The following is a 14,034-nucleotide window of genomic DNA, read 5'->3' on the forward strand; positions in this document are numbered from 1 at the left end:
GGGGTCGTCCACGCGTGGCGCGGCCCACTCCTCCGCTCACCGGCCACCCACCTCCCCGCCGTCCCCGGCGGAGGTGCCGTCGGTCTCCTCGCCCCGGTCGTCGGCCCCCGGGGCCGCCGCGTCGCCAGCGCCCTCGGCGAGCAGGTCCTCGACGGCGGGCATCAGCTCCTCCTCGTGGACCTGAGCGAGGAACACGGCCGCCACCCGCTGCTCCCTGTCGATCAACAGGGTGGAGGGCACGGCGTTGCGCGGGTAGCCGCGCAGCCCGAGCAGCGACCGGCCGGAGGGGTCGTAGATGCTCGGGTAGGTCAGCCCGAGGTTCTCCATGAAGTCGATCGGCGCGCTGCGAGGGTTGTCCCGCACGCTGATCCCCAGGAACTGGACGTCCGCGTCCGCGGTCGCCTCGGACATGCGCTGGAGCTCGGGGGCCTCCTCCCGGCACGGCGTGCACCAGGAACCCCAGATGTTGACGACGACGACGTCACCGGCGTAGTCGGCGACGCTGATGCGGCTGTCCTCGTCGAACAGGTCCTCACCCGAGATGTCCGGTACGGGCTGCCGTTCCGCCGCCTCGTAGTGGAGGCGGGTCTGGCCGCCGGGCGCGATGAACTGGAAGTCCCCCTCCACCTGGTCGGTGCCGGCGCAGGCGCCGACCAGCAGGCCGGTGGCCACCACCAGGGCCGCGAGGGGACGGCGTCGCCGTCGACTCCGTGTCCCGCCGACGCCGCGGTCGGCCTCTTCGGTACCGCTCATCACACACCTTCCCGCTGGGGTCCGTCGCCGTCACCGGACATCGCCCGTCCGCCGGGGTGGCGGTGCCCCGGCGCCAGCCTGCCACCGCCGAGGCGGCACCTCGGAACCGGGCCGGCGGCCGCCGCTCAGGCTCCCGTCACCCGTGCGTCGGTGCTGCCGACGGGCTCGAAGTAGGAGATCCGAACCAGCTGCTCGTCGTCGAAGACCAGGCTGGTCAGGGAGGCGAGTGAGCACTGCCGCCGCCGGGGGTCGTGCCACATCCGCCGTCCTTCGAGGAACAGCCTGATGGTCCAGATCGGCAGCTGGTGCGAGACGCACACCGCCTCGTGGCCCTCCGCGGCGGCCCGCGCCCGATGGACGGCTCCGAGCATGCGGTGCGCGATCCGCAGGTAGGGCTCGCCCCAGGAGGGGCGGAACGGGTTCCGCAGCTTGGACCAGTGTTTGGGGGACCGCAGCGCGCCGTCCCCCACCGACACCCGGAGCCCCTCGAAGAGGTTGCCGGCCTCGATGAGGCGCTCGTCGGTGGCCAGTTCCACGCCGTGGGTGGCCACCAGCGGCTGCGCGGTCTGCTGGGCCCGCTCCAGCGGCGAGGCCACCACGTGCACGAGGTCCCGGTCGGCCAGGAACGCCGCGACCTCCTTGGCCTGCTGTTCCCCGGTCGCGGAGAGGTGGAAGTTCGGCAGGCGGCCGTACAGCACGCCGCTCGGGTTGTGCACTTCGCCGTGGCGGAGCAGGTGCACGGTCGTCCGGGTCGTCATCTCGTCCCCTCTCGGCTCGCCGCCGCGGCGGCCTCGGCGGCCGGCGGCAGCGCCGCCGCGATCGCCTCGAACGCGTCGTCGTCCAGCGCGGCCGACACGAACCAGGCCTCGAAGGCGCTGGGCGGCGCGTACACGCCACGCTCCAGCAGCGCGTGGAAGAACGCGGGGAAGCGCCAGGTGTCGGCCCGTTGGGCCGCGGCGTAGTCGTGGACCTCGTCCTCGCTGAAGAAGACGCTGAGCAGGTTACCGGCGTAGGCGACGTGGTGTGGCACGCCGGCCGAGGTCAGGGCGTCACCGAGCAGGCCACCGAGCCGACGGGCGTTCTCGTCGAGCCGGGCGTACACGGTGTCGTCGGCGGCGCGCAACGTCGCCAGACCCGCCGCCACGGCCACGGGGTTCCCGGAGAGCGTGCCGGCCTGGTAGACGGGGCCGGCCGGAGCGAGCCGGGCCATCACCTCGGCCCGGCCGCCGAACGCGGCCGCCGGGAGCCCACCGGACATCACCTTGCCGAAGGTGTAGAGGTCGCCGGCGACCCCGTCGAGGCCGTACCACCCGGACCGGGACACCCGGAACCCGGTCATGACCTCGTCCATCACGAGCAGGGCGCCGTGCCGGTCGCACAGTTCCCGGAGACCGGCGTTGAAGCCGGGCACGGGCGCGACGGCACCCATGTTGCCGGCCGCGGCCTCGGTGATCACGCAGGCGATGTCGGCGCCGTGGCGGTCGAAGGCCTCCCGCACGGCGGCGAGGTCGTTGTAGGGCAGGACGAGGGTGTCCTCGGCCTGGGCGCCGGTGACGCCCGGAGTGGTGGGCAGTCCCAGCGTCGCGACCCCGGAGCCGGCGCTGGCCAGCAGGGCGTCGACGTGCCCGTGGTAGCAGCCGGCGAACTTCACGACCTTGCGCCGCCCGGTGTGGCCCCTGGCGAGCCGCACGGCGCTCATGGTGGCCTCGGTGCCGGAGTTGACCAGTCGCAGCTGGGCGACCGGGGGCACGCGGTCGATGATCTCCTGGGCGAGCTCCACCTCACCGGTGGTGGGCGTGCCGAAGGACAGCCCGTTCGTGGCCGCCGACCGAACCGCCTCCACGACGGCGGGATGGGCGTGCCCGAGGATCATCGGCCCCCACGAGGACACGAGGTCCACGTACCGGTTCCCGTCGACATCCCACAGGTGCGGGCCGGCGCCGCGCACCATCACCCTCGGGGTGCCCCCGACGGAGTGGAACGCCCGCACCGGGCTGTTCACCCCGCCCGGGGTGAGCGCGCTGGCCCGTTCGAACCACTCCCTCGACCGCTCGACGGATCGGCCAGCCGATCCGATGCCGTGTCCTTCCGCACCCGTTGGTTCCCGCTGCTCGCTCACGGGACCAGTCTCGCAAGGACCTCTCGGCGGCCGGGGTCCGAGGTGGGGGTGGAGTCGCGCACCTCACCGCGGCGGCGGCTCTGGGCCGGCCTCGACATCCGGGGCCGGCCCCTTCCCGGCCCGGCTGGCCAGCACCAACTGGCGGGCGGCGTCGAGCAGCAGCAGGGCACCGAGGGTGCCGCAACCGACGGCCCCGGCCAACCAGTTCCCCAGGTGCCGGTGGGAGACGTGTTCGACCTGGCCGTCGGTCGCGACGTAGTCGAGGACGACCACCCCGCGCTGCCACATCCACGCGGTCAGCGCCCCGGCGCCCAGTGCCAGCAGCAGCTCAAGGCCGCCGATGACGGCGCGGAGCGGGCTGTGGAGCCGTGGCACGGCCTCCTCCGGTGTGACGGGGACGCCACCGTCGGCCGAGGCCCCGTCCCGCCGGTCGGGGAGCTCGCCAGTCTCGGTTGCCTTCACGGAACGTGAGTCTTCCACGCGAGAGCCGTCGGGTTCACCGGCACCGACCGCAGCCGGGCCGCCTGTTCGGGGTCCCCGAGGCGGTCAGGACTGCCGGAAGTACCGGTTGGAGTCGGCGAGGTACATCATCACGAGACCTCCGATGACCAGCAGGGGCTGCGCGATCGCGAGGAGGCCCAGCAGGATCCCGGGGCCACCGACCTCGAAGTTCGCGGCGAGGCTGCCGAGGTCGCTCAGGGTGCCCAGGATCGAGAGGGCTCCCAGCACGGTCAGCAGGATCCTGGCCCAGTTGCGCCCGGCCCGCATCTTGAAGACGAAGAGGATCATGAGGCCGGCCAGGATCGCGCTGATCGTCGCCGCCACCATCGCGGCGGACCGCGCGAGGCTGGTGACGCTCTCGCCGAGCTCCGCGCTGACGCCCGAGGCCGCCACCTCACGCGCGACGACGGTGTCCAGCAGCACGATCATGGCGACCGTGGCGAGGATGCCGAGCACCGCGTTGCCCATCCACAGGAAGAACGCGGTGTTCACGGAGGCTGGCCGTTGCCCGGCGCGCTGCTCGGGGTCGGACAGCGGGGGCGGAGCCATGCCGAACCCCGCCGGCGGCATGCCGCCACCGAACTGGCCTGGTGCCTGGCCGTAGCCGGGAGCGGCGGGGAACTGGGGCTGCCCGTACCCGGGCGGCGGAGTACCGCCGCCGGACGCGCCGGGCGGCGGCCCCCAGCCGGGTGGCGGAGTGTTGGCGGGATGCGGTGAGCCCTGCTGGTAGGGGCCCTGAGGGTTGGTCACCCGGCGACGGTAGAAGCCGGCCACCCGGGTGTCCACCGAACTGGAGATATTCGTTGTCGAAGACCCGAGGAACGGCACCTCGGCGGCGCGGGAACCGGCGGGGGACCTGGCCGAGGGCGCACCTGAAGTCGCGCCCTCGGCCTCGGGTCAGTGTCTCCGGTGCGCCTGGAAGTAGGCGTTGGAGTTGGGGAGGAACAGCAACACGGTGGCGACGACGGGCAACATGTTGAACAGGGTGTTCATGCCGTTGCCGCCTCCCGCGGAGGCGAAGAGCAGCAGGTTCAGCACGGCGAGCACCGTGAGCGCGGCCCGGGCCCAGTTCCGGCCGTCGCGCATCTTGAACGCGAACAGGACGTACAGGGCCTGGATGGCCAGCGCGACGACCAGTGTCACGCCGATGGCCGTGTTGAAGACGCTGTCCACCTCGTCCGGGCTCAGACCGTTCGCCTGACCCTCCCGGCGGAACTCCTCCCGCAACTCGTCCAGACCGGTCAGCGCGAGGAGGTTGAAGACGATGTTCAGGACGGCGCTACCGATCCAGATCCAGAACGACACCCTGACCTCGGTGGGCATCGCCGGCTGGCTCCGACCGTCCTCGTCCGGGCTCAACGGCGGAGGCGGGGGCATCCCGCCTCCCGGCTGACGGTCGGGCTCGTCGGGCTCACGGGGATCCTGGGGAGTGGACACGCGTCAACGCTACGAGCCTTCGGCGGGAACGTCCACCGAGGGCCATTCCGCCGTTCCGGGACGAACCAGACACCGTGGCGTGCGGTAATGGCTCCGGTCGATCCCTCGGAGGATGACGACGAGGGGGTCGCGAGCGACCGCCGCTCGTCCCGCCAAGGCCTCCGACGAGCCGGGGACGCCGGCTCCCGCGCGGTCCGCCCCGACGACGGGAGCGGGGAACGCCGACCGGGCGCGCGGCGATCCGATCGGCTCGGCCCGGAACCCGTTCCGCCACCCCCGGGAGCGTCCACCGAGGTCAGCACGGCGTCCCACCAGTCGTGCGGAGTCCCAGGGCTCAGCGGGCCGAGCGCAGCCACCCGGCGGCCTCGGCCGCCCAGTAGGTGAGGACGATGTCGGCCCCGGCCCGGCGGATCGAGGTCAGCGTCTCCAGGACCGTGCGCCGGCGGTCGAGCCACCCGTTCGCCACGGCGGCCTCCACCATCGCGTACTCACCGGACACCTGGTAGGCCGCGACGGGGACCTCGGAGATCTCGGCGACCTGGCGCACCACGTCCAGGTAGGACATCGCCGGTTTCACCATGACGGCGTCGGCGCCCTCGGCCAGATCGAGCCGAACCTCCCGCAGCGCCTCCCGGCCGTTGGCCGGATCCTGCTGGTAGGTGTGGCGGTCACCGGTGAGCTGGGACTCGACGGCGTCGCGGAACGGGCCGTAGAAGGCCGAGGTGTACTTGGCCGAGTAGGCGAGCACGGCGGTCTCGTCATGCCCCGCCTCGTCGAGGGCCTGGCGGATCACCTCCACCTGCCCGTCCATCATGCCGCTGGGGCCCACCACGTGCGCGCCGGCATCGGCCTGCGCGACGGCCATCTCCGCGTACGCCTCCAGGGTGAGGTCGTTGTCCACCACGCCGTCGTCGGTGAGCAGGCCGCAGTGACCGTGGTCGGTGAACTCGTCGAGGCAGGTGTCCGCCATCAGCACGGTGCCGTCACCCACCTCCTCGGACAGCGCGCGGAGCGCCACGTTGAGGATGCCCTTGGGGGCCGCGCCGCCACTGCCCCTCGCGTCCCGGCGTTCCGGGACCCCGAACAGCATGAGACCGCCGACACCGGCGTCGACGGCGGCCACCGCGGCCCGCCGCAGCGAGTCGAGGTCGTGCTGCACGACACCGGGCATCGACGCGATGGGAACCGGTTCCGACGCCCCCTCCCGGACGAACAGGGGCAGCACCAGGTGCCTCGGTTCGAGGCTGGTCTCCGCGACGAGGCGGCGCATCGCCGGGGTGCGCCGCAACCGCCTCGGGCGTTCCAGGGGGAACATCCGTCGTCTCCCTTCGTCGCGCGTCGGGGCGGGGTGGTCGGGTGGCGCCTCGCGCCCACCCGACCACCGGCCAGTCCCCCTGTGCTCAGCGGCGGGCCCGCTTCGCCTTCCTCGGCGGGGGCAGGGCGCCCTCCGCCCGGAGCCGTGAGGCGTGCTCGGCGAGCGCGTCCACGAGCGCCGCGACCTGCGCCGTCTCCGGCTGGACGTCGACCCGGAGCCCGAACTCGGTCGCGGTCTCGGCGGTGGCCGGCCCGATGCAGGACACGATCGTCCTGGTGTGCGGCTTGCCGGCGATGCCGACCAGGTTCCGGACCGTCGACGAGGAGGTGAAGCAGACGGCGTCGAAGCCGCCGGTCTTGATCATCTCCCTGGTGTCGGCGGGCGGCGGAGCGGCCCGCACGGTCCGGTACGCGGTGACGTCGTCGATCTCCCACCCGCGGTCCCGCAGGCCGGCGGCCAGGGTCTCGGTGGCGATGTCGGCCCGGGGCAGCAGGACCCGGTCCACCGGGTCGAGGATGTCGTCGTAGGGCGGGAAGTCGGCGAGCAGCCCCTCGCTGGACTGCTCCCCGGAGGGCAGGAGTTCCGGCACGATGCCGAAGCCGCGCACGCGCTCCGCGGTGGCCTCGCCCACGCAGGCGATCTTCACGCCGGAGAAGGCCCTGGCGTCGAGGCCGAACTCGCGGAACTTCTCCCACACGGCACGGACCGCGTTGGTCGAGGTGAACACCACCCACTGGTAGCGACCGTCGACCAGGCCCTTGACCGCGCGCTCCATCTGCGCGGGGCTGCGCGGGGGCTCGACCGAGATCGTCGGCACCTCCACCGGGATGGCGCCGTGCGCCCGCAGCCGGTCGCTCATCGCCCCGGCCTGGTCCTTGGTCCTGGGGACCAGCACCTTCCAGCCGTACAGCGCCCTCGACTCCCACCAGGACAGTTCCTGGCGGTTGGCGACCGCGTCACCGATGGTGACGACCAGCGGGCCGGGCAGTTCGCCCGCGTCCGCCGCCAGGGAGGCCAGGGTGGTGTCCAGGGTGCGCTGGGTGAACGCCGTGCCCTCCGCCGTCACCGCGACGGGCGTCTGGGCGGACAGCCCGTGCTCCACCAGGGAGGACGCCGCCTCGGCGAGGTGGCTGCCGGCGGCGTGCAGCACCAGGGTGCCGGGGGCGGCGGCCAGCGCCGCCCAGTCCACGTCGCCTCGGACGTCGGCCTCGGTGTGCACCGCGCCGAGGGCGACCCCGGCGTAGGCGGGCACCGCGCTGCCCGCGGCGACGCCGGGCACGACGTCGAAGGGCACGTCGGTGCCGGCGACCGCCCGGGCCTCGGCGACCACCGCGTCCGAGGTCAGCGGGTCGCCGCTGACCAGCCGGACGACGGAGCGGCCGGCCCGGGCCTCGTTCGCCAGGTCGGTCGCCACCTCGCCCGGGTTCCCCACCGCGGGGCGGACCTCCGCCCCGTCGGCGACGAGCGAACTCGCCTCCGAGGCGACGTCGGGATCGGTGACCACCAGCGAGGCCGCGGCCAACAGTTTCTTCGCCCGGACGGTGAGGAGTCCCGCGTCTCCGGGGCCGGTACCCACGAAGGCGATACGTCCGGGGGTCTTACGTGCTCGGGTCATCAGGGCACTCCCCACTCATTGCCGCTCGGGGCCGCTGAGCACCGCTGCCCCGAGGTCGAGCAGCTCGGCGGCGACATCGCGGCCGAGCTGCTCTGCTGCTGTCGTCTCTGCGATGGCGGAGGCACGCGTCACCGCGTCCCGCGCGGTTCCCGCGACACCCCGGAGGAACAGGCGGGTCACCGCTCGTCCCTCGTCGTCGAGGTCCTCCACCATTTCGGCCAGCGCGCCGACGGGAGCGCTGCAACCGGCGTCGAGCGCGGCCAACAAGGCGCGCTCGGCCGTCACCGCGTCGCGGCTGGCCGGGTCGTCCACAATGGACTGCGTCAGGTGCTCGACGTCCGCGTCGTCGACGCGGCACTCCACCGCCAAGGCTCCCTGCGCGGGCGCGGGAAGCATCTGGAGGGGGTCGAGCGTTTCGGTGATCGCGTCCAGCCTGCCCAGTCGGGCGAGGCCGGCACGCGCCACCACCACAGCGTCAAGGTCGCCATCGGCGACCCTGCGCAGCCGGGTCTCCACGTTGCCCCGCAACGCGCGTACCTCCAGTCCGAGTCCGAGTGCTCGGAGCTGGGTGGCGCGCCGGGGCGAGCCGGTACCGACGGTCGAGCCCGCCGGCAGCTCGGCCAAGAGCAGGTCGTCCCTGGCGACGAGGGCGTCCCTCGGGTCCTCCCTGGTGGGGACGGCGGCCAGGCGGAGCCGGGGGTCGGGTGCCGTCGGCAGGTCCTTGTAGGAGTGGACCGCGAGGTCCACCTCCCCCTCGGCCAGCGCGTCCCGCAGTGCCGAGGTGAAGACGCCGACGCCGATCTCGGCGACGGGGGCGCTGGACCGGTCGCCCTCGGTGCTGATCGTCACCAGCTCCACGGCGACGCCCTCGGCCCTGAGCCGGTCGGCGACCCATCCGGCCTGCGTCATCGCCAGTGCGCTGCCCCGGGTCCCGAGCCGGAGAGTGCGGGTCACCTGGCCTCACCCTCCTGGTCGCGCTCCGGGGGGACGTCCTGCCGGCCGGGACCACCGTGTGCTGGCAGCGCGCTGCCGGCCCCACCGCGTCGGGACCTGACGGCGCCAGGGGCCCTCGGGTCGAGGGCGAAGAGCTCGCGGAGCGCGTCGGCGTAGTCACCGCCGCCCGGGCCGGCGGCCAGTTCCTTCACCCGGACCGTCGGCGTGTGCAGGAGCTTGTCGACCACGCGGCGGACCGTCCTGGCGAGTTCCTCCCGCACGGTCACGTCGAGGTCGGGCAACCGGGAGTCCAGCCGGAGCAGTTCCGCGTCGACCACGTCGGCGGCGCGCTTGCGCAGCGCGGTCACGGTCGGGGTGACCTGGGCGGAGCGCTGGGCAGCGAGGTAGTTGGCGACCTCCTCGGCCAGGACCTCCGAGGCACGCGCGAAGGCGTTGCCGTCCTGGTCGCCGCGCAGCCGCGCGCGCAGCGACTCCAGGTCGACGACCCGCACCTGGGGGAGTTCGGCGACGCCGGGCGCGACGTCCTTGGGCAGGCCGAGGTCGCAGAGCACCAGCGGGTGGTGCGCCCTCCCCGCCTCGGCGCGCAGCTGGTTGGCGCGCACGACGGCTCCGACCTCCACGACGGCGTCGACCGCTCCGGTGCAGGCGACGACGACGTCGGCCACGGCCAGTTCCTCGGCAAGGGAGTCGAGGCCCACGGCGCGGGCCGGGGTGCCGTTCTGCCTGCTCAGCTCGGAGAGCCGACGGGCGTTGTCCAGGCCGCGGTTGGCCACGACGATCTCACCGGCCCCGGCGCGACGCAGGTGGGCGGCGGCGAGCCCGCCCATCGAGCCCGCCCCGACGAGCAGCGCCCGTCGCCCGGCCAGCCCGCCGAGCAGCTCGCTTGCGTCGGAGAGCGCCTCGGAGACCACCGACGCGCCCTCGGCCCCGATCCCGGTCTCCGCGTGGACGCGCTTGCCGACCCGCAGCGCCTGCTGGCTCAGCTCGTGGAGGACGCTGCCCACGGTGCCCAGCCGCTCGGCCTGGGCGTAGGCGGAGCGGAGCTGACCGAGGATCTGGGACTCGCCGACGACCATGGAGTCCATGCCGGCCGCGACGGTGAAGAGGTGCTCGACGGCGGCCTGGGCGTAGTGCACGTAGAGGCTGCCGCCCAGGTCCGGCACCTCGACGCCCGCGCGTCGGGCGAGCACACCGGCCACATCGTCGAAACCGCTGTGGAACGAGTCGGCGACGGCGTAGATCTCGACCCGGTTGCAGGTGGACAGCAGCACGACCTCGGAGAGCGAGCCGCACTCCAGCAGTTCGAGCAGCAGCTTCTCCGACCGGTCGCCGGAGACGGCCACCCGCTCGAGGAGCTGGATGGGCGCGGTGCGGTGCGAGAGGCCGACGGCGAGGACCGTCACTTCGAGACCACCACCCCGTTGACCTCGTCGCGGTCCGGGTTGGCGCCGTCACCGACGCGTGCCGCCTCCGGGCCGGACGCTGCGTCGTCCCGCCGGGCGACGTGGAAGGACAGGATCTGCATCTCCACCGCCAAGTCGACCTTGCGCACCTCGACGTTGTCCGGGACCTGGAGAACGACGGGTGCGAAGTTCAGGATGCACCGCACACCGCCCTGGACCAAACCGTCGCAGACCGCCTGGGCGCCCTGGGCTGGGGTGGCGATGACGCCGATGGTGATCTCCAGCTCACCGCAGACCCGGACGATCTCGTCGGTGTGGTGCACCGGGACCCCGCCGACCGGGATTCCTTCGAGGTCAGGGTCGACGTCGAAGAGCGCGGCGACCGGGAAGCCTCGACTCGGGAACCCTCCGTAGTTGGCCAGGGCGTGACCAAGGTTACCGATACCGACGACCGCGACCTTGTGCTTGCGGGTGAGGCCGAGGGTCCGCTCGATCTGCCCGACGAGCACGTTGACGTCGTAGCCGACGCCGCGCGTTCCGTAGGAGCCGATGTAGGAGAGGTCCTTGCGGAGCTTCGCCGAGTTGACCCCGGCGGCCACCGACAGCTCCTCGCTGGAGATGGTCACGACGCCGTCGTCGGAGAGGTCCGAGAGCACGCGCAGGTAGACGGCGAGCCTGGCGACGGCGGCCTCCGGGATGGCGCGCGCTCGGGCGCGAACGACGGCGACGTCGGCGTCCGGCGCCGCCGTCCCCGCCGGCCGGGCGTCCGGGGACGCGCCGGGGTCGCCCTCGGCAGCGCCCTCTCCGGCACGGTCCGACGCGGCGGCTGCGGTACCGGTCACGACACTCTCGCCCGCATCCCGCTGTGTTGCCACGCTGACTCTCCTCGCCGTGATGACTTTCGCCATGACCTGCGTCGACGAACCGCCGGCCGACCGCGGTTGGTCCGCACGCGGCCCCGGCGGGGTGACGGCTACACGGTAGCGCTTGTGAAGAGGTGCACAAAGTTGCATACGTGAATCGACCCGTAAGACGAGGTCAGCTCCCCTGCGAGGCAACTCCCTGAAAGGGTGAAAAACGAGGGCGGCCACCACGGGTTCCGCGGTGGCCGCCCTCGAATGCGGGGAAGCGGCGCCTCGTACGGGCCGAGGGGCGCCCGGTCGAGCCGGACCCCCTCGGCGACGAGGCTCAGTTCGTGGGTACCGGCATCTCACCGTCCTCCTCGACCGGCTCGCCCCCGCCCGGCTCCTCCGCGCCAGGAGCCTCGGACTCGGCCGGTGCGCTGCTCTCACCGCTGGGCGCCGCTCCCTCCTCCGGCTGGAGCACCTGGTCGACGACGAACACGGTCGCGTTGGCGGTGGGGAAGTTGCCGCACAGGACCTGCGCCCCGCCCACCGTCATGTCCTCACCACTGCCCTCGACGCTGACGTGGCTGCCCTGCAGGGTCGCCACCGACCCCGCCTCGGACAGCTCCTCGGCGTCGAACCTCTCCCCGACGACGTGGTAGGAGAGGAGGGGTTCGAGCTCGGTCGGATTGGCCAGGAGCTGGTTGAGCTGGTCCTCGCCCAGCTGCTCGAACCCGGAGTCCGCCGGGGCGAACACCGTCAGGGCCTGCGAGTTGTTCAGGGTGTCCGCGAGGTTGGGCACGGCGTTGATCGCGGCGGTCAACTGGGTGAGCAGCGGGTTGCTCTCCACCGCCGTCGCCACCGGCTGCTCGGACATCGCGTTGAGCGATCCGGGCTCGTCGTCCTGCGGCAGGTCCGGACAGCCCGGGCCGAAGGCGTCGTCGACGGTCGTCACGCCGCTGTTCGGATCGCGGGTGGGGGACGGGGACTGCTCCGCGGAGGTCTCCTGCTCGGCGGTGGTGGTGGTAGCGGTGTCGTCGGCGGGCTGCTCGTTGTTCGAGCAGGCGGGCGCCACCAGGGCAACCGCCGCGAGAGTCCCGACCACAGCGTGGCGTTGCGCCTTCCGCACGCAGATCACTCCTTCTCGATCGTCGACCAGGCCCGACCAGCGGCGACCGTGTCGAACCGGCCGGCCGCGCGCTGGTCGCGGGTGAGGTTTCGCGTCAAACCTGGTTCAGCACGATAGGTAGCGGTGGGCGCACCGACGGGCATTTCAGCCGGATACCGGCGCGTCGCGAACGGGGAGCCCCGAGGCGGGGCGAACACCCCGGCGACCACCTCGAGCGGAGGGCGCCGCACGGGCACTGGGCGCGGGCGGGATCGCTCCACCCGGCGAGACGAGCGTGGCCGAGGACGAGGCGGCCCGCCCGGCGGAGCGGAGCGCCACGCGGACGAGCCCGCTGGAAGACCGGAACCGGCCACGGCGGAAGCGGCCCGACTGGCGGGGCTGGCGGGAGGGCCGGCCCCGCCGGCCACCGAGGGGGCCGCCCCGCCAGCTGGCTCCACAGGGCGGACGCAGCGACGTTCCGCGACGGGTGGGAGGGACCACCCGGGTCCTCCCCGCTCCCGGTCGGTTCCCAGGAGGTGAAGCGCTCAGCGCAGAGCGGCGCGAAGCCGCTCCTCCTCGACGCGCCAGTACCCGTGTTCCCGCCCGTCGACCAGGATCACCGGCACCCGGTCCCCGTACTCGGCGCGCAGCTCACGGTCGTCGTCGACGTCCTCCGAGGTCCAGGGGACCCCGAGTTCACCGCAGATCCGGTCGATGTCCCGCTCCGCCTCGACGCAGCCGTGGCAGCCCTGGCGGACCAACAGCGTGACGGTGTGGTGGTCTGGCACGCTCACCGTTGTATCAGGGAGCGGGCGATCACCATGCGCTGGATCTGGTTGGTGCCCTCCACGATCTGCAACACCTTCGCCTCCCGCATGTAGCGCTCGACCGGGTAGTCCTCCACGTACCCGGCGCCCCCGAGGACCTGGACCATGTCGGTCGTCACCCGCATGCAGGTGTCGGTGGCCACCAACTTCGCCATCGCCGCCTGCCGGCCGTACGGCAGACCACCGTCCTTGCGACGGGCGGCGGCGAGGTAGAGCTGCCGCGCGGCCTCGATGCCCGCCGCCGCGTCGGCGATCAGGAACGACACCCCCTGGAACTCCCCGATCGGCCGGCCGAACGCCGTGCGCTGCCCCGCGTACTCCACCGCCACGTCCAGCGCGGCCTGGGCGACGCCCACCGCGCCGGCGGCGATGCCGAGACGTCCGGCGTCGAGCGCCGCCATCGCCACTCGGAAGCCGTCGCCCTCGGCGCCGAGGCGCCGTTCCACGGGCACCTCGACTCCGTCGAGCACGACCTGGGACGTCACGGAGGACCGGAGGCCCATCTTCCGTTCCGGACTGGCCCCGCTCAGGCCCGGGGTGCCGCCGTCCACGAGGAAGGCGCTGATCCCCTTGGGCCCGTCCTCGCCCGTCCTGGCCAGGACCAGGTAGAAGTCGGCGACCCCTCCGTGCGTCACCCACGCCTTCGTGCCCGACAGCCGGTATCCGTCGGCGGTCCGCTCCGCCCTGGTCCGCAACGCGGCCGCGTCGGACCCGGAGTGCGGCTCGGAGAGGCAGTACGCCCCGAGCAGGTCACCGCCGACCAGGTCGGGCAGCCAGCGTTCGCGCTGTTCGTCGCTGCCGAAGGTGGCCAGCCCGTGGCACGAGAGGCAGTGCACGCTGGTGCCGAGGCCCACCGTCAGCCAGGCCCTCGACAGCTCCTCCACCACCTGGAGGTAGACCTCGTAGGGTTGCCCACCCCCGCCGTACTCCTCCGGGTAAGGCAGGCCGAGGAGACCCGCCTGCCCGAGCAGGCCGAAGAGGTCCCGGGGAAACTCACGGCGCTCCTCGGCCGCCGCCGCGCGCGGGGCGAGTTCCCGACTGGCGATGTCACTCGTGAGCGCGAGCAGGTCCCGCGCCTCCTGGCTCGGTAACTGCCGCTCCACCTCTCGCGCGTTCGTCACTCGATGACCTCCGTACTGCTGGCGAGCACATTCCGC

General features: G+C 73.2%; 14 protein-coding genes. All 14 read right to left on the reverse strand.

Annotated elements, in window-relative coordinates; genetic code table 11:
* Positions 1 to 36: 36 nt before the first annotated feature.
* The 14 genes from ACOJVX_RS23800 to ACOJVX_RS23865 all read right to left on the reverse strand — a co-directional run bounded on the left by ACOJVX_RS23800 (position 37) and on the right by ACOJVX_RS23865 (position 13,998).
* Positions 37 to 753 (reverse strand): TlpA family protein disulfide reductase, encoded by a 717-nt coding sequence (locus ACOJVX_RS23800; RefSeq protein ID WP_418153280.1) that lies wholly within the window; start codon positions 751 to 753, stop codon positions 37 to 39.
* 125 nt (positions 754 to 878) lie between these two features.
* Entirely contained in the window at positions 879 to 1,511 is a 633-nt protein-coding gene (locus ACOJVX_RS23805; protein WP_026419587.1) for a histidine phosphatase family protein, read from the reverse strand.
* The gene (gene hemL, locus ACOJVX_RS23810; protein ID WP_030226589.1) at positions 1,508 to 2,830 is read right to left on the reverse strand and encodes a glutamate-1-semialdehyde 2,1-aminomutase; all 1,323 of its coding nucleotides are present in this window, start codon (positions 2,828 to 2,830) and stop codon (positions 1,508 to 1,510) included. The genes ACOJVX_RS23805 and hemL overlap by 4 nt, the downstream gene beginning before the upstream one ends.
* A gap of 105 nt (positions 2,831 to 2,935) precedes the next feature.
* A complete protein-coding gene (locus tag ACOJVX_RS23815; RefSeq protein WP_051712999.1) occupies positions 2,936 to 3,334 on the reverse strand; it encodes a hypothetical protein in 399 nt (132 codons plus the stop codon).
* A gap of 84 nt (positions 3,335 to 3,418) precedes the next feature.
* Entirely contained in the window at positions 3,419 to 4,123 is a 705-nt protein-coding gene (locus ACOJVX_RS23820; protein ID WP_155886202.1) for a hypothetical protein, read from the reverse strand.
* A gap of 147 nt (positions 4,124 to 4,270) precedes the next feature.
* Positions 4,271 to 4,810 (reverse strand): hypothetical protein, encoded by a 540-nt coding sequence (locus ACOJVX_RS23825; RefSeq protein WP_155886203.1) that lies wholly within the window; start codon positions 4,808 to 4,810, stop codon positions 4,271 to 4,273.
* A 334-nt stretch (positions 4,811 to 5,144) separates the two neighbouring features.
* Entirely contained in the window at positions 5,145 to 6,125 is a 981-nt protein-coding gene (gene hemB, locus ACOJVX_RS23830; protein ID WP_030226591.1) for a porphobilinogen synthase, read from the reverse strand.
* 85 nt (positions 6,126 to 6,210) lie between these two features.
* Positions 6,211 to 7,740 carry a uroporphyrinogen-III synthase gene (locus tag ACOJVX_RS23835; RefSeq protein ID WP_026419592.1) on the reverse strand — a complete coding sequence of 510 codons (1,530 nt, stop codon included), beginning with the start codon at positions 7,738 to 7,740 and terminating at the stop codon, positions 6,211 to 6,213.
* A 15-nt stretch (positions 7,741 to 7,755) separates the two neighbouring features.
* Entirely contained in the window at positions 7,756 to 8,694 is a 939-nt protein-coding gene (hemC, locus tag ACOJVX_RS23840) for a hydroxymethylbilane synthase (RefSeq protein WP_026419593.1), read from the reverse strand.
* Positions 8,691 to 10,097, reverse strand: coding sequence for a glutamyl-tRNA reductase (locus ACOJVX_RS23845; protein WP_026419594.1), 1,407 nt, complete (start codon positions 10,095 to 10,097; stop codon positions 8,691 to 8,693). Before ACOJVX_RS23845 ends, hemC begins: the two co-directional genes overlap by 4 nt.
* Positions 10,094 to 10,939 carry a redox-sensing transcriptional repressor Rex gene (locus tag ACOJVX_RS23850; RefSeq protein ID WP_026419595.1) on the reverse strand — a complete coding sequence of 282 codons (846 nt, stop codon included), beginning with the start codon at positions 10,937 to 10,939 and terminating at the stop codon, positions 10,094 to 10,096. The genes ACOJVX_RS23845 and ACOJVX_RS23850 overlap by 4 nt, the downstream gene beginning before the upstream one ends.
* A 346-nt stretch (positions 10,940 to 11,285) precedes the next feature.
* Positions 11,286 to 12,071: a fasciclin domain-containing protein gene (locus tag ACOJVX_RS23855; protein ID WP_418153276.1), complete on the reverse strand. Its 786-nt coding sequence runs from the start codon at positions 12,069 to 12,071 to the stop codon at positions 11,286 to 11,288.
* 524 nt (positions 12,072 to 12,595) lie between these two features.
* The gene (locus ACOJVX_RS23860; RefSeq protein WP_030104529.1) at positions 12,596 to 12,844 is read right to left on the reverse strand and encodes a glutaredoxin family protein; all 249 of its coding nucleotides are present in this window, start codon (positions 12,842 to 12,844) and stop codon (positions 12,596 to 12,598) included.
* A complete protein-coding gene (locus ACOJVX_RS23865; RefSeq protein ID WP_026419597.1) occupies positions 12,841 to 13,998 on the reverse strand; it encodes an acyl-CoA dehydrogenase family protein in 1,158 nt (385 codons plus the stop codon). The genes ACOJVX_RS23860 and ACOJVX_RS23865 overlap by 4 nt, the downstream gene beginning before the upstream one ends.
* Positions 13,999 to 14,034 lie beyond the last annotated feature (36 nt).

Origin of the sequence: Actinoalloteichus caeruleus, from assembly GCF_049311605.1 — a bacterium.
GTDB classification, from domain to species: Bacteria; Actinomycetota; Actinomycetes; order Mycobacteriales; family Pseudonocardiaceae; genus Actinoalloteichus_B; species Actinoalloteichus_B caeruleus.

Excerpts from the sequence above, each read along its gene's own strand:
- hemB (WP_030226591.1), bottom strand. The coding sequence starts at position 6,125 with ATGTTCCCCCTGGAACGCCCGAGGCGGTTGCGGCGCACCCCGGCGATG.
- ACOJVX_RS23805 (WP_026419587.1), bottom strand. The coding sequence starts at position 1,511 with ATGACGACCCGGACGACCGTGCACCTGCTCCGCCACGGCGAAGTGCAC.
- ACOJVX_RS23835 (WP_026419592.1), bottom strand. The coding sequence starts at position 7,740 with ATGACCCGAGCACGTAAGACCCCCGGACGTATCGCCTTCGTGGGTACC.
- ACOJVX_RS23800 (WP_418153280.1), bottom strand. The coding sequence starts at position 753 with ATGAGCGGTACCGAAGAGGCCGACCGCGGCGTCGGCGGGACACGGAGT.